The sequence below is a fragment of the Ensifer sp. Root142 genome (genome assembly GCF_001426785.1).
Classification (GTDB): Bacteria; Pseudomonadota; Alphaproteobacteria; order Rhizobiales; family Rhizobiaceae; genus Ensifer; species Ensifer canadensis.
In genome coordinates this window covers 78,149-92,245 of record NZ_LMFK01000006.1, presented here as the reverse complement: position 1 = coordinate 92,245, position 14,097 = coordinate 78,149, and the positions used below count along the sequence as shown (strand labels likewise).

General features: G+C 62.9%; 14 protein-coding genes. 12 read left to right on the top strand and 2 right to left on the bottom strand.

Translation table 11 applies throughout. The annotated features are described in order from the left end of the window. Nucleotides 1–2 precede the first annotated feature (2 nt). The 3 genes from ASD52_RS09390 (at nucleotide 3) to ASD52_RS09380 (ending at nucleotide 3,259) form a co-directional block, all read left to right on the top strand. Entirely contained in the window at nucleotides 3–737 is a 735-nt protein-coding gene (locus ASD52_RS09390) for an MBL fold metallo-hydrolase (protein ID WP_025428174.1), read from the top strand. A 16-nt stretch (nucleotides 738–753) separates the two neighbouring features. Continuing rightward, a complete protein-coding gene (locus ASD52_RS09385; RefSeq protein ID WP_057224007.1) occupies nucleotides 754–2,187 on the top strand; it encodes an aldehyde dehydrogenase family protein in 1,434 nt (477 codons plus the stop codon). Nucleotides 2,188–2,413: 226 nt separating this feature from the next. Next, nucleotides 2,414–3,259 carry a DMT family transporter gene (locus ASD52_RS09380; RefSeq protein ID WP_025428172.1) on the top strand — a complete coding sequence of 282 codons (846 nt, stop codon included), beginning with the start codon at nucleotides 2,414–2,416 and terminating at the stop codon, nucleotides 3,257–3,259. Nucleotides 3,260–3,367: 108 nt separating this feature from the next. Here the strand turns inward: ASD52_RS09380 and ASD52_RS09375 are convergent, their stop codons facing one another. After that, on the bottom strand, nucleotides 3,368–4,546 hold the full coding sequence (locus tag ASD52_RS09375) for an aminotransferase (RefSeq protein ID WP_025428171.1): 1,179 nt from the start codon (nucleotides 4,544–4,546) through the stop codon (nucleotides 3,368–3,370). An 18-nt stretch (nucleotides 4,547–4,564) separates the two neighbouring features. After that, the gene (locus tag ASD52_RS09370; RefSeq protein WP_025428170.1) at nucleotides 4,565–5,611 is read right to left on the bottom strand and encodes a LysR substrate-binding domain-containing protein; all 1,047 of its coding nucleotides are present in this window, start codon (nucleotides 5,609–5,611) and stop codon (nucleotides 4,565–4,567) included. Between the two features lie 222 nt (nucleotides 5,612–5,833). Here ASD52_RS09370 and speB point away from each other — a divergent pair, with 222 nt between their 5' ends. The 9 genes from speB (at nucleotide 5,834) to ASD52_RS09325 (ending at nucleotide 13,894) form a co-directional block, all read left to right on the top strand. After that, the gene (speB, locus tag ASD52_RS09365; RefSeq protein ID WP_025428169.1) at nucleotides 5,834–6,895 is read left to right on the top strand and encodes an agmatinase; all 1,062 of its coding nucleotides are present in this window, start codon (nucleotides 5,834–5,836) and stop codon (nucleotides 6,893–6,895) included. Nucleotides 6,896–7,006: 111 nt separating this feature from the next. Further along, nucleotides 7,007–7,783 (top strand): transporter substrate-binding domain-containing protein, encoded by a 777-nt coding sequence (locus ASD52_RS09360; RefSeq protein WP_225906283.1) that lies wholly within the window; start codon nucleotides 7,007–7,009, stop codon nucleotides 7,781–7,783. Nucleotides 7,784–7,847: 64 nt separating this feature from the next. After that, nucleotides 7,848–8,516 carry an amino acid ABC transporter permease gene (locus ASD52_RS09355; RefSeq protein WP_025428167.1) on the top strand — a complete coding sequence of 223 codons (669 nt, stop codon included), beginning with the start codon at nucleotides 7,848–7,850 and terminating at the stop codon, nucleotides 8,514–8,516. Then, entirely contained in the window at nucleotides 8,513–9,160 is a 648-nt protein-coding gene (locus ASD52_RS09350) for an amino acid ABC transporter permease (RefSeq protein ID WP_025428166.1), read from the top strand. Before ASD52_RS09355 ends, ASD52_RS09350 begins: the two co-directional genes overlap by 4 nt. A 73-nt stretch (nucleotides 9,161–9,233) precedes the next feature. Beyond that, nucleotides 9,234–10,313: an ABC transporter substrate-binding protein gene (locus ASD52_RS09345; protein ID WP_025428165.1), complete on the top strand. Its 1,080-nt coding sequence runs from the start codon at nucleotides 9,234–9,236 to the stop codon at nucleotides 10,311–10,313. A 119-nt stretch (nucleotides 10,314–10,432) separates the two neighbouring features. Beyond that, on the top strand, nucleotides 10,433–11,470 hold the full coding sequence (locus ASD52_RS09340) for an ABC transporter ATP-binding protein (protein WP_025428164.1): 1,038 nt from the start codon (nucleotides 10,433–10,435) through the stop codon (nucleotides 11,468–11,470). After that, nucleotides 11,467–12,321: an ABC transporter permease gene (locus ASD52_RS09335; RefSeq protein WP_025428163.1), complete on the top strand. Its 855-nt coding sequence runs from the start codon at nucleotides 11,467–11,469 to the stop codon at nucleotides 12,319–12,321. Before ASD52_RS09340 ends, ASD52_RS09335 begins: the two co-directional genes overlap by 4 nt. Continuing rightward, the gene (locus ASD52_RS09330; RefSeq protein WP_025428162.1) at nucleotides 12,318–13,118 is read left to right on the top strand and encodes an ABC transporter permease; all 801 of its coding nucleotides are present in this window, start codon (nucleotides 12,318–12,320) and stop codon (nucleotides 13,116–13,118) included. Before ASD52_RS09335 ends, ASD52_RS09330 begins: the two co-directional genes overlap by 4 nt. Next, entirely contained in the window at nucleotides 13,115–13,894 is a 780-nt protein-coding gene (locus ASD52_RS09325) for a carbon-nitrogen hydrolase family protein (protein WP_025428161.1), read from the top strand. Before ASD52_RS09330 ends, ASD52_RS09325 begins: the two co-directional genes overlap by 4 nt. Nucleotides 13,895–14,097: the final 203 nt, after the last annotated feature.

Sequence of the window (14,097 nt, the reverse complement as noted above, 5' to 3'; positions counted from 1 at the left end):
AGATGCGGCGAATTGCTCCGAAAGACTGGTATGCGGCGAAGCGTCTCGACGACGATGTCACCTACATCTGCGAACCCTTTATCCAGGAGTTCTACCGCTGCAACATGTGGCACGTGCGCGGGCGCGACCGTGACATGCTTGTTGATAGCGGCATGGGCGTGGTGTCGTTGCGCGCGTGGGTGCCGCTGGTCACCGAGCGCAAACTGACCGCCGTTGCCAGCCATACGCATTTCGACCATATCGGCTGCCATCACGAATTCGATTGCCGCGCCGTGCATGCGGCCGAAGCTGAGCTGCTGGCGCATCCGACGCGCATCAACACGCTTGCCGACCCCTATGTCGCCGACGAGATTTTCGACGCGCTGCCGCCCGAGCCCTATGCCTCGACCACCTACGCGGTGAAGGCTGCGCCTGCGACGATTGTTCTTGCCGATGGCGATCATATCGATCTTGGCGATCGCGTCTTCGAGGTGATCCACACGCCCGGGCATTCGCCCGGTGGCATCGCACTCTGGGAGGAGAAGAGCGGCGTGCTCTTTTCCGGCGACATCCTCTACGACGGGCCGCTGATCGAAGATACCTACCACGCCAATGCCGACGACTATCTGGCGTCGATGGAACGGTTGCTGCGCATTCCGGCGCGTATCGTCCACGGCGGACATTTTCCGAGCTTTTCAGGCGAGCGCTACCGCGCGCTCATCAAGGACTGGCTCGCGGAGAAAGAAAACACAATCTGACGGGAAGGAGGAGCGTATGCTCGACAAAAGGAAGTTTTATATCGACGGCCAATGGGTCGATCCGATCACGCCTAACGATCTGGAGGTGCTGAACCCGGCGACCGAGAAGCCGATCGCGGTGATTTCGATGGGTTCGGCCGCCGATATCGATCGCGCCGTTGCCGCTGCGAAGAAGGCCTTCGCCACCTATAGCCGTACAAGCGTCGACGAGCGGCTGGCGCTGCTCGAAAAGCTGTTGTCGATCTACAAGCGCCGCTATGACGAGATGGTGGCCACCATCACCATGGAGCTCGGCGCTCCGACGACAATGACGCGCGAGCAGCAGGCGGATGTCGGCGTCGGCCATCTGCAGGGGTTCATCGATGCGCTGAAGCGGCTGAAGACGCGCGATACGCTGGCGAACGGCGACGTGATCCTGCGCGAGCCGATCGGCATCTGCGGCCTGATCACGCCCTGGAACTGGCCGATCAACCAGATCGCGCTCAAGGTCGTTCCCGCACTTGCGACCGGCTCGACCTGCGTGCTGAAGCCGAGCGAATTCACGCCGCTCAACGCCATGCTCTATGCCGAAATGATCGATGAGGCCGGTTTTCCAGCGGGCGTCTTCAACCTCGTCAATGGCGATGGCATCAATGCCGGTGCCGCACTGTCGAAGCATCGGGACATCGACATGATGTCGTTTACCGGTTCGACCCGCGCCGGCATCGCCGTCAGCAAGGATGCGGCCGAAACGGTCAAGCGCGTGACGCTCGAACTCGGCGGCAAGTCACCGAACATCGTCTTTGCCGATGCCGATCTCGAAGACCGAGTGAGCGGAAGCGTGCTCGAATGCTTCAACAATTCCGGCCAGTCCTGCGATGCGCCGACGCGCATGCTGGTCGAGCGTAGCGTCTACGACAAGGTCGTCGAGATCGCCGGCCGCGTCGGTCGTGGAGCCGAGGTCGGCGATCCGACCAAGGAAGGCGGCCACATCGGCCCGTTGGTGAGCGACGTCCAGTTCGGCCGCGTGCAGGCGCTGATCGAAGCGGGTATCGCCGAGGGCGCGCGTCTTGTCGTCGGCGGTGCCGGCAAGCCCGAGGGCTTCGAGACCGGCTACTTCGTCAAGCCGACCATCTTTGCCGACGTCAACAACACCATGCGCATTGCTCGCGAGGAGGTGTTCGGGCCGGTGCTGGCGATCATCCCCTTCGATACCGAGGAGGAAGCGATCGCGATCGCCAACGACACCAATTACGGGCTGGCCGCCTATGTGCAGACCGGCGATCCCAAGCGGGCGGAGCGGGTGGCGTCACGCCTGCGCGCCGGCATGGTCCACATCAACGGCGGCCCCCATCGTTATGGCAGCCCCTTCGGCGGCTACAAGCAGTCCGGCAATGGACGCGAAGGCGGCATATTCGGGCTCGAGGATTTCCTTGAGGTCAAGACCGTGCATATTCCGGACGCGGCCTGACGACACCAAGCATTGCGCCGACGAGGCGCGATAGAACCATTGGACGGTCGCCGTGTTTGCGCATGGCGGCCGTCTTTGTTGCTGCGGGCGATTTATTGCGACTGTTGCCGATGCCGCACTTCTGCTAGCTGCCTTCTCAGGGGCGCCATGATCGCCCGCCAGCAGAGAGCCGGACATTGACGTGACCTCAGCACCCGCCGCCGCCTCTTCTCATAATCGCCTTGCCATGGCTGCCCTGCTGATCGGCGGGGCTGCGATCGGCGGCTCGCCGATCTTCGTGCGCCTGTCCGAGGTCGGACCGATGGCGACGGCCTTCTGGCGCGTGGCGCTGGCGCTGATCCCGCTTCTCGCCTGGTCCTGGTTTCGTGGGGCGCCGGCGTCCGACCGGCGGCCCGAGCGGCTGTCGGAGTATGCGCTGCTGGTGCTGCCGGGTGTCTTCCTCGCAATCGACCTTGCCGCCTGGCACTATGCGCTGACCAAGACGTCGGTCGCCAATGCCACCCTGCTGGCCAACCTTGCCCCCGTTTTCGTGACGCTTGCGAGCTGGCTGCTTTTTCGCGCCCGCATCAGCACCGTGTTTGCCATCGGACTTGCGACGGCGGTCGCCGGCGTGATCATCCTCAAGGGCGGCCCGATGGCGCTTGCCGACGGCAATCTGCTGGGCGACGGCGTCGCCGTCATCGCTGCGATGTTCTATGCCGGTTACATCCTGGCAATCGGGCGGCTGCGCAGCCTGTTCAGCACCATCCGGATCATGGTTTGGAGCACGGCATCCGCCGCCATCTGCATGCTGCCGATCGTGCTTCTGTCCGAGCCCACGCTATTGCCGCCGACGCTCTTCGGCTGGTCGATGCTGTTCGGCCTCGCCTTCGTCAGCCATGCGGGCGGGCAGGTGGCGATCACCTATGCGCTCGCCTATCTGCCGCCGGCGTTTTCGTCGCTGACGCTTTTGCTGCAGCCGGTGGTCGCGGCGATCCTCGCCTGGATACTGCTCTCCGAGCCGGTCGGGCTGATGCAGGCAATCGGCGGGGCGATCGTGCTTGTCGGCATCCTGATCGCCCGCCGCGGTTAGAGCATTTCCAGGAAAGGTGCGAACGCGGTCTTCCGTCAGGAAATGTGTAAAAACATGGAGCAAGAGCGTTTCCGCGGCTGCGTCGAAACCGGATACGCTCTTGCCCTGTTACAGGCCGGGAAGGTTGAAGCCGGCGAGCCGCTCTTCCAGTTGGCGGATCGTGCCCGCGTCGGCATTGGCAAAGGCAAAGCGCAGGTAGTTTTCCTGGCCTTCGCCGAAGTAGTCGCCCGGCAGGCAGATGACACCGGCGAGTTTCGCCAGCTTCTCGGCCACGAACTGCGAATCGATGTCCGCGAAGGGATGCCGGATATAGGCGAAGTAGGCGCCGATCGCCTGCAGCTTCCATTGCGGCAGCCGGCCCATGACATCGCGCAGCGCGTCTGTACGCGCAGCGATCTCGGCGCGATTGCCGAGACGCCAATCGGCAAGTGCTGGAATAGCCTTGGCGACCGCGGCCTGCGCCGAACGGGGCGCGCAGATCTGCAGGTTGTCCATGATCTTGGTGACCTGCTCGACCAGCGCCGGCCCGGCGGTGATTGCGCCGAGGCGATGGCCCGGAATGCAGAAGGATTTGGAGAAGCTGTAGAGGCCGATGAAGCTGTCCTGCCATCCCTCCGTCTGCAGCAGGCCGTGCGGTGCAGCGCCGGCATCGGGCAGGAAGTCGCGATAGGTTTCGTCGAGGATCAGCCAGGTGCCGTTGGCGCGGCAAACTTCGTAGATGCGCGACAGAAGCTCGGGCGGATAGATCGCGCCGGTCGGATTGTTCGGCGATACCAGCGCGAGCGCCCGGATACCCGGCCGCAGCGCAGCAGTGATTGCGTCGATCTCCGGCAGGAAGCCGGCGCCGGCGTCGCAGGGCACCAGCTCGACATTGATGCCGAGCATGGCGAGCGTCGTTTCCTGGTTGAAGTAATAGGGGTTGGTCATCAGGATCGTATCACCGGCTGAGGCGATCGCCATCGCGGTGCAGATGAATGCCTGGTTGCAACCAGAGGTGATGTGGATGTTGTCGGCCGTGATCGCGGCGCGATAAAGGCCTGCCACATGCGCGGCATAGGCCTCGCGCAGCGCCGCTTCACCCTCGATCGCGCCATAGCCGGTATAGGCAGTCGACGCCGCGGCTTCGCCCAGCCATGCCAGCATGTCCGGGTGCGCCGGATAGCCGGGCACCGCCTGCGAGAGGTCGATCAGCGGCCCGCGGGAGCCATCATAGCTTTTCGCCCAGGCGAGCACCGACGGCACGGGCGGCGACGAGAGCTTTTCGACGAGCGGATTGAAATGCGGCATGGCAGGTGTTCCTATGGCTCAGGCTTTGTTCTTGCGTTTCTGTGGGCGTTCCGTGCGCCGGCCGCGGGCCGGCGCTGAAACCGGCTGAAAACCGTCCTTCACCGATTTACGGTCTGTCGGCTCGGATTTCGAGGCTCGGCTGCGAATAATCGTGCGCGCGGAGGTCTGCAGTTCCGGCATCGGGTCGTTTTCCAGCGCCGAGAACATCCAGTCGATGAAGATACGCACGATCGGGGCGGCCAGCACTTCATTGCGGCAGGCGACGTAAAAGGCGTCGTTGGCCGGAACCGTCAGGTCGAAGGGAGCGATCAACTCGCCGCGCGCGATCAGGCTGCCGGCGGTGATGGTGTCGCCAAGCGCGACACCCTGATTGTGCAGCGCCGCTTCGGTCGAAAGCCGCGCATCGCTCATGAAATGTTGGCGACCGCGCTGCAGGTCGCTGGCATCGGCCGCTGCCAGCCACGTGTTCCATTCGCGCCCGTCGTCGCCATGCAGCATCACATGGTCGCGCAGGTCGCGCACGGAGCGCAACGGCCGCATATTCAGCAATGTCGGGCTGACGACCGGGAACAGTTCCAGCCGGCTCCAGAGCTTCGACCAGCAGCCCGGCCAGTTGCCGTCGCCATAGATCAGGCAGACGTCGACATCGGACGCATCGAGATAGGCGGCATCATTGGAGGCGATCAGCGTCAGCCGCACATCGGGAAACTGCTCGGTGAAGAGGTGCAGGCGCGGGATCAGCCAGAAGGAGAGCAGGGCGGGGACGCAGGTGATGCGCAACTCGCCGCTGGTGGTCGGGCGCGTCATGGCGGCTGTTGCGGCGGCGATTTCGGCAAAGGCGTGGGTAACCGCCGGAAGTAGCAGCGCGCCCTGCGGCGTCAGCTTCAGCCGCTTTCCGCCGCGCACGAATAGCGTGGCGTTGATCGAGAGTTCGAGCGCGCGGATCTGGTGGCTGATGGCGCCGTGCGTCACGTTCAGTTCGCGCGCGGCAGCCGACACGGAGCCACGGCGCGCCGTCGCCTCGAAGGCGCGCAAGGGGTTCAGGGGCGGCAGGCGGCTGGACAAAAAGCTTGGTTCCGGCGGGCTGTTGTCATGTGAATTTTTCTCACACGAAACGCTATAACAATGTCAATTGATTTTCCAGAGGATTTGTCACCTAATGGAACTCAACAGGGCAAAAAGCCTGGGGAACTTGATTGAGCCGGAGAGAACCGGCCCCATCCGCAGATGCTGATCTGTGGCGCCTTTGTGCGCATTCCCCGGCTGACATGACGGAGGTTTGAGCGGATGGCCTGGGACGAAAAGAAGCTTGGCGAACTCAAGGCGAAATACGGTGAAAGCCATGGCGGCGAGCTGTTCGACCCGACCTTCCGCCGCGTCGCCGACAAGATCTTCACCAAGAGCGGCACGCGCCTTGCGCCCTATTCCGGCATCCCGACCTTCCTGACGGCGCCGCACATGGCTGTTGATGCGGACGAGCCCGATTTCGGCAATCTGCAGGTCGCGATCGTCGGCATCCCCATGGATCTTGGCGTCACCAACCGTCCTGGTTCGCGCTTCGGACCGCGGGCGCTGCGTTCGATCGAGCGCATCGGCCCTTACAACCATGTGCTCGGTTGCGCGCCGGTTCACGAACTGCGTGTCGCCGACATCGGCGACGTGCCGTTCCAGAGCCGCTACCGGCTGGAGCTTAGCCACGACGATATCGAAAAGCGCATCAACCAGATCGTCGATGCCGGCGTCATTCCGCTGTCTGTTGGCGGCGACCATTCGATCACCCATCCGATCCTGAAAGCCGTCGGCAAGAAGAAGCCGGTCGGCATGATCCACATCGATGCCCATTGCGACACCGGCGGCGCCTACGACCTCACCAAGTTCCACCATGGCGGCCCGTTCCGCAACGCGGTGCTCGACGGTGTGCTCGATCCGACCCGTGTCGTGCAGATCGGCATCCGCGGCTCGGCCGAATATCTCTGGGAGTTCTCCTACGAGTCCGGCATGACCGTCATCCATGCGGAGGAAGTCACCGGTCTCGGCATTCCCGCGATCATCGAGAAGGCCAAGAAGATCGTTGGCGACGGCCCGACCTATCTCTCCTTCGACATCGACAGCGTTGATCCGAGCTTTGCACCGGGCACCGGCACGCCTGAAATCGGTGGTCTCACCACCCGCGAAGTGCTGGAACTGATCCGCGGCCTCAAGGGCATCAACCTTGTCGGCGGCGACGTCGTCGAGGTCGCGCCGCAATATGACGCGACGACCAACACGGCGCATGCCGGCGCCCAGGTTCTGTTCGAGATCCTCAGCCTCATGGTGTTCAGCCCGGCCGTTACCGGCAAGTCCGCCTGACGCCTGAAAGAAAGATTGTCGGCTGCCGGACTGGAAGCGGCGGCCGACCAGCAAATGCCACAACCAACAATGCTTCCGGACAGGGGAACGACAATGACACTTCACAAGACGATGAAAGCAGCATTCGCCGCCGCTCTGATGCTGGGCGCGGCAACCGGTATCGCACGTGCCGACGCGCTCGCCGACATCAAGTCGGCCGGCCAGATCAATGTCGGCATCTTCTCGGACTTCCCGCCCTTCTCCTCGGCCAGTGCCGACATGAGCATCAAGGGTTATGACGTCGATGTCGCCCAGCAGATCGCCGACGGCCTCGGCGTCAAGCTCAACCTGGTCAGCGTCACCGGCCAGAACCGCATTCCCTATCTCAACGACAAGCGCGTCGACATCCTGATGAGCGTCGGCTTCTCCAAGGAACGTGCCGAGGTGATCGACTTCGCCGCGGCCTACGCACCTTACTACATCGCGGTCATCGGTCCGGCTGAGCTCAAGGTTGCCGGCAAGGACGACCTTGCGGACAAGACGATCGCCGTCAACCGCGGCACGCTGGAAGATACGTCGCTGACCGAGGCAGCGCCGTCGACCGCCGCGATCCAGCGCTTCGACAACTACAATGCCGTGATCCAGGCGTTCATCTCCGGCCAGACCCAGCTGATGGTCGTCGGCAACGACGTCGGTGCGCAGGTGCTGGCCCGCCAGGAGGCGCTGAAGCCGGAACAGAAGTTCCAGCTCCTGACCTCGCCGTCGCATATCGGCCTCAACAAGAACGAGGAAGCCCTGAAGACGGCCGTCAACGACGCGGTTGCCAAGATGCTTGCCGATGGCAAGCTGAATGCCAGCTCCGAGGCCTGGCTGAAGACGCCGCTCAACCCCGAAAACCTGAAAGACTAATCAGCACTTGACGCCCACGGGGACATGCGTCTCCGTGGGTGCCTTTCGGGGAAAGGTTGCGACGATGGGTTACAGCCTCGATTTCGGGTGGCTTCGGGATGCCGCGGGCGCGATCGCCCATGGCGCTGCGATGACGCTCTTTCTGATCGCCTGCACCATGGTGCTCGGCATTCTGATCAGCATTGTCTTTGCAGCCGCCCGCCGCAGCCGTTACGGCGTGCTGCGCAAGGCGGTTGCCGTCTATGTCGAAGTGATCCGCAACACGCCGTTCCTGGTGCAGTTGTTCTTCATCTACTTCGGTCTGCCGAGCCTCGGCATCCGGCTCGATCCGATCGTCGCGGCGATCCTGGCGATGACGCTCAACATGGCGGCCTACACCACGGAGATCGTCGGTGCCGGCCTTGACGCCGTGCCGAAGGGCCAGGGCGAGGCAGCCTTTGCACTCGGGCTGAGGCCACGGCAGGTGTTCGTCAAGATCATTCTGCCGCAGGCTCTGAAGGTCATCTTTCCGGCGCTGATCAGCCAGGTGATCATCATGATGCTGGAATCGGCGGTCGTGTCGCAGATCGCCGTGCGGGAACTCGCCCATGAGGCGGACCTGCTGCAGGCGCGGACCTTCCGATCCTTCGAAACCTATTTTGTCGTCACGCTGATCTATCTCGCGTTGTCGATGATGATCCGCCGTCTGTTCGTGGCGGGCGGCCGGCGCATGCTTGGGGCGGGCGTGTCATGATCGAGTTCACCTTCTGGGACATCCTGCGCAATCTGGTATTTGCGACCCGCTGGACGCTGCTTCTATCGCTTGTCGCCTTTGCCGGTGGGGCTGCCGTCGGCCTGATGATCCTGTTTGCGCGCATATCGAAACAGAAGTGGCTGCGTCGGTTCGGCTCGGGCTACATCGCGCTGTTTCAGGGCACGCCGTTGTTGATGCAACTGTTCCTGATGTTCTTCGGTCTGCCGATGCTTGGCTTTCGCATCGAGCCATGGACCGCGGCAGCATTGGGGTTGACCTTCTATGCCAGCGCCTATCTTGCCGAGATCTGGCGCGGCGGCGTCGAAGCCCTGCCGGCCGGCCAGTGGGATGCCGGCGCCAGCCTCGGGCTGCATCGCCTGCAGGAACTGCGCCTGGTGATCCTGCCGCAGGCGTTCGCGATCACCCGGCCGCCGGCTGTCGGCTTCCTCGTCCAGCTCATCAAGAGCACGGCGCTGACGTCGATCATCGGCTTCGAGGAGCTTCTCAGAACCGCCAATGCGATCAATAATGCAACCTTCGAACCTTTCACGGTCTATGGGCTGGTCGCGGTGATCTTCTTCGTGCTGTGTTATCCGCTGACACAATATGCACGCATGCTGGAACGCAAAATGCCCGCGCACTGAGACCGAAAATGTGCAAGAAATCAAAGAGAACAGGGAACAAGGCGGATCACCGCCGAAACAAAGGAGAGAGATGATGATCACCACTTCCATCAAGCGCCGCACGCTGCTCGGCGCGGGTCTTGCCGGCGCTTCGATGCTGGCGATGCCCTCGGTACTGCGCGCCCAGGACAAGTCGCTGAAGGTCGGCGTTTACGGCGGCTATTTCAAAACCTCGTTCGACAAGAACATCTTCCCGGAATTCACCAAGGCGACGGGCATTGCGATCGAATCGATCGCCGAGCCGACCGGCGAAGCCTGGCTCGTTCAGCTGGAGCAGGCCGCACGCGCCGGCCAGGCGCCGGCCGACGTTTCGATGATGTCGCAGGTGGCGATGCTCAAGGGACAGTCGACCGAGCTGTGGACGCCGATCGACATGGCGAAGATCAAGAACAGCTCGAACCTGCTCGACCGCTTCGTCAACAAATATCCGGATGGCCGCGTTGCCGGCATCGGGGCCGTGTCCTGGTACATCACGCTGGTCACCAACACCGATGTCTACAAGGAAGCGCCGACCTCCTGGTCCGCGTTCTGGGATCCGGCAAATGCCGACAAGCTGGGCCTGCTGGCGCTGGTTTCCAACTCCTTCCTACTGGAAGTGACCGCCAAGACCTACTTCGGCGGCACCAATGCGCTTGATACCGAAGAGGGCATCCTCAAGGTCTTCGAAAAGCTCGCCGAGGTTAAGCCGAACGTCCGGCTCTGGTACCGCGACGAGGCACAGTTCGAGCAGTCGCTGAAGTCGGGTGAAATCCCGATGGGCCAGTACTATCACGACGTGACCGGCCTTGCGGCCGCCGACGGCAATCCGGTGCGCTCGACCTTCCCGAAGGAAGGCGGCATCCAGGATTCCGGTTGCTGGGCACTGTCGCGCGCCTCGCAGAAGTCCGAGGAAGCCCATGTCTTCATCGACTACATGTGCCAGCCTTCGATCCAGGCGACCCTGTCGCGCAAGGTCGGCACGTCGCCGACCGTCAAGCGCGAAGTCACCGATCTGACGGATAAGGAATTTGCAGCCGTTTCGTCTGACATCGAGCCGATCGTGCCGCGCTACGACCTTTATCAGTCCAAGTCCGATTGGCTCAACCAGAAGTGGACCGAGCTGATCGTCGGCTGATGACAAGACGTTGGCCCTCCGCTTTTTTAAAGGGGAGGGCCGGAGCTTAAACGAAAGGGGGCATCGTCTCCCTTGCCACCCCTCCCGCAGACGGGAGGGGACTATCCCGCGGAGAGACAATGTCCGGACTCGCCCTTCAAAACGTCGTCAAGGAATTCGGATCCTTCAGAGCCGTCAACAATGTCGACCTCAACGTGCCGCACGGGACGTTCGTCTGCATGCTCGGCCCGTCCGGTTGCGGCAAGACCACGCTTTTGCGCATGATCGCCGGCCTTGACCTGCCGACCGGCGGGGCGATCCAACTTGATGGCGACGACATCACCCATGTGCCGACGCACAAGCGCAATCTCGGCATGGTGTTTCAGTCGCTGGCGCTTTTCCCGCATCTGACCGTCGGCGAGAACATCGCCTACCCCTTGCGCATCCGCGGTGCGGCAAAGGAAGACCAGAAGAAGCGCGTCGACGAACTGCTGTCGATGATCCATCTGACCGGTTATGCCGACAGGCCCGTTGCCAAACTTTCAGGCGGCCAGCGCCAGCGTGTCGCGATCGCGCGCGCACTGGCGATCTCGCCCAAACTTTTCCTTCTCGATGAGCCGCTGTCGGCACTCGACGCCAAGCTGCGCGAGGCGATGCAGGTGGAATTGCGCCAGCTGCAGCAGAAGCTCGGCATCACCACCATCGTCGTTACCCACGACCAGCGCGAAGCGATGACCATGGCCGACACGGTCGTCGTGATGAACGGTGGCGAGATCCGCCAGGCCGCGTCGCCGATCGAGATCTATCGCCGCCCCGCCGACAGCTTCGTCGCCGACTTCATCGGCCAGACCAATCTTCTCGAGGTGCAGGCCGACAGTGCCGGCCGCGTCGAGGTGCTGGGGCAGCCGATTGCCGGCCTTGCATTGCCTGCAGGCGCTTCCAAGGGAACGCTGTCGGTTCGTCCTGAAGATGTGCACCTGACCGCACCCGGTGCCGGCGCACTCACTGGCAAGGTCACCTTTGTGCGCGATCTCGGCGGCACGATCGAAACCTTCGTCGACATTGCCGGCCGGCAGATCGTCGCGGTCTCGACGCCGCGCGGCCGGCCAGACGTCACCGTCGGCCAGGAGGTCGGCATTGCGCTTACCCCCGACGTTTGCGTGGTGTTGAAGAAATGAGACGCGAACCGCCCCAGACCCTTGGCGATTACGCGCCGCTCCTCTTTCCCGCGGCGATGCTGACGATCTTCTTCGTCGTGCCCTTCGGCACCATGATCGCCGTCAGCTTCTTCCAGCGCCAGCAGGGCGGCTTCTACACGCCGGCCTTCGTCTTCGACAATTATGCGCGCTTCCTCTCCGCCTTCTTCGGCGGTGTGCTCGGCTTTTCGCTGCTGCTCGCCATCACCGTGGCGATCTGCTGCGTCGTGCTGGCGCTGCCCTTTACCTACATGCTGACCCGCATGGGACGAAAGGTGCAGGTGCTCTGGCTCGTGGCGCTCCTGTCGATCCTGTCGCTGTCGGAAGTCATCATCGGCTTTGCCTGGTCGACGCTGTTCTCTCGCACGGCCGGCATTACCAACATTCTGGTGGCGCTCGGCATCATGAGCGAGGCGAAGGCACTGACCCCGAGTTTCGGCGCGGTGCTGACCGGCATGGTCTACCAGGCTTTCCCCTATACGGTGCTGGTGCTTTTCCCGGCACTTGTGCGGCTTGACCCGACCCTGACGGAGGCTGCCCGGACGCTTGGCGCATCGCCGCTCAAAGCCTTCTTCACCGTCGTCGTGCCGGCGCTCAGAAACACCATCACTGCAACGCTGATCATGGTGTTCATCTTCGCGCTCGGTTCCTACCTGCTGCCGCAGCTGCTCGGCCGGCCGCAGCATTGGACCCTGTCGGTGCTGATCACCGACCAGGCGATCTACCAGTCGAACATGCCTTTTGCCGCGGCCATGGCGGTGTTCCTGGTGCTGGTGACGCTCGGGCTCGTGGCGCTGACCGTGATTGCCGGACGCAAGGGAGAAGCGGTATGACCTCGATCTTCCGCAAGGCCTACTTCTTCCTGATCGGGCTCTTCCTGGCGCTGCCGCTGATCGTCGTTGCCGGTGTATCGGTCAATGCCAAGCAGACGCTGGCTTTCCCGCCACAGGGCTTTTCGCTGTCCTGGTACGGCGAGATCTTCCTCAATCCGGAATGGCGCAGCGCGCTTTTCGCCTCCGTCACGCTGGCGTTGCTGTCGGCGGCCCTTGCCGTTGCGATAGCGTTGCCGCTGGCCTGGTTCCTCTGGCGCCGGATCGCGCCCTGGGCCAATATCTTCCAGTTGCTCGGCGTCGCGCCCTTTACGCTGCCGCCCGTGATCACCGCGCTTGGCATGCTCACCTTCTGGGCAACGGTCGGCTTCTACGGCCAGCCCTGGACGGCGGTCGTCAGCCACGCGATCTTCTTCGTGACGCTGCCGCTGGTGACGTTGTCGCTCGGCTTCACCGCGATCGACCGATCGCTGGTCGAGGCAGCCGCGACCATGGGGGCCGATGAGCGCACGATCTTTCGCACCATCGTCCTGCCGCTGATCCTGCCCTATATCGTCTCGGGCTACGCGTTCGCCTTCGTGCTTTCGCTCAACGAATACATCGTTGCCTACATGACCGTCGGCTTCACCATGGAAACGCTGCCGATCAAGATCTTCAATGCGCTTCGCTACGGCTACACGCCGACCATGGCGTCGGTGACGATCCTGTTCGTCACTACGGCCGCCGTGATCTTCGGTCTCGTTGCCCGTTTCGGCGACCTGCCGAAGCTTTTGGGCGCCATGTCGTCGGACGGAAAATGATGAAGCTCGCCGCGCTCCAGATGCAATCGGCCTGCGGCGATGTCGCCACCAATCTCGACCGCCTTGCGCGGGCGGCGAAGGAGGCGGCTGCGAGAGAAGCGACGCTGCTGATGACGCCGGAACTCGGCCTTACCGGGTATGGCGCGGGGGGGGCGATCCGCGATCTCGCCGAGCCGGCGGATGGACTGATCGTCCGGCGCCTGGCGCAGATTTCGCGGGAAAGCGGCATCGCGCTGATCGCCGGTTTCGCCGAACTCGATGGCAACGACATCTATAACAGCGCCGTCTATGTCGATGGCGATGCGACGCCGACCGTTTACCGCAAATCGCATCTCTACGGCGACTACGAGCGGTCGCTGTTTAGGGCCGAAAAACCGTCGACACGGCTGTTCGCCCACCGTGGCGTCACCTGTGGCATGCTGATCTGCTACGATGTCGAGTTTCCTGAGAATGTGCGCAGGCTGGCATTGGCGGGTGCCGAAGCGGTGCTGGTGCCGACGGCGCTGCCGGCCGGATGGTCGGGCACCTTCATCACCGACCACATGATCCAGACGCGCGCCTTCGAGAACCAGGTCTTCGTTGCCTATATCAACCATTGCGGCTCGGACCCGATGTTCTCCTTTGCCGGCCTCTCGCGCATCGCATCGCCGGACGGACAGGTGCTGGCCAAGGGTGACGCCGGCCACGAGGCGCTGATTTTTGCCGACATCAATCCGGCGAGCTTCGCGATCTCGCGGCTGGAAAATACCTATCTCGGTGATCTCAATCGCACGTAGGCTTCTCCGGTTTGGACGATCGTGGAAACGCTCTGTCTCCTAGTTTTACGCATTTCCTGACGAAGAACTGCTTCGCGCTTTTCCTGGAAATGCTCCGAGGTTGTGCGGAGATCGTTCACTCCAGAAGAACATTGCGTTCTACATTGTCCACTTTCGCAATCGCCGTGCCGCCCCATATTGTGCTCAACAGAAAAGCCACGCAT

Coding starts and splice junctions, on each gene's coding strand:
- speB (WP_025428169.1), top strand. CDS start 5,834: ATGGCCTGGGACGAAAAGAAGCTTGGCGAACTCAAGGCGAAATACGGT.
- ASD52_RS09355 (WP_025428167.1), top strand. CDS start 7,848: ATGGGTTACAGCCTCGATTTCGGGTGGCTTCGGGATGCCGCGGGCGCG.
- ASD52_RS09360 (WP_225906283.1), top strand. CDS start 7,007: ATGAAAGCAGCATTCGCCGCCGCTCTGATGCTGGGCGCGGCAACCGGT.
- ASD52_RS09385 (WP_057224007.1), top strand. CDS start 754: ATGCTCGACAAAAGGAAGTTTTATATCGACGGCCAATGGGTCGATCCG.
- ASD52_RS09345 (WP_025428165.1), top strand. CDS start 9,234: ATGATCACCACTTCCATCAAGCGCCGCACGCTGCTCGGCGCGGGTCTT.
- ASD52_RS09380 (WP_025428172.1), top strand. CDS start 2,414: ATGGCTGCCCTGCTGATCGGCGGGGCTGCGATCGGCGGCTCGCCGATC.
- ASD52_RS09390 (WP_025428174.1), top strand. CDS start 3: ATGCGGCGAATTGCTCCGAAAGACTGGTATGCGGCGAAGCGTCTCGAC.
- ASD52_RS09325 (WP_025428161.1), top strand. CDS start 13,115: ATGATGAAGCTCGCCGCGCTCCAGATGCAATCGGCCTGCGGCGATGTC.
- ASD52_RS09330 (WP_025428162.1), top strand. CDS start 12,318: ATGACCTCGATCTTCCGCAAGGCCTACTTCTTCCTGATCGGGCTCTTC.
- ASD52_RS09350 (WP_025428166.1), top strand. CDS start 8,513: ATGATCGAGTTCACCTTCTGGGACATCCTGCGCAATCTGGTATTTGCG.
- ASD52_RS09375 (WP_025428171.1), bottom strand. CDS start 4,546: ATGCCGCATTTCAATCCGCTCGTCGAAAAGCTCTCGTCGCCGCCCGTG.
- ASD52_RS09335 (WP_025428163.1), top strand. CDS start 11,467: ATGAGACGCGAACCGCCCCAGACCCTTGGCGATTACGCGCCGCTCCTC.
- ASD52_RS09340 (WP_025428164.1), top strand. CDS start 10,433: ATGTCCGGACTCGCCCTTCAAAACGTCGTCAAGGAATTCGGATCCTTC.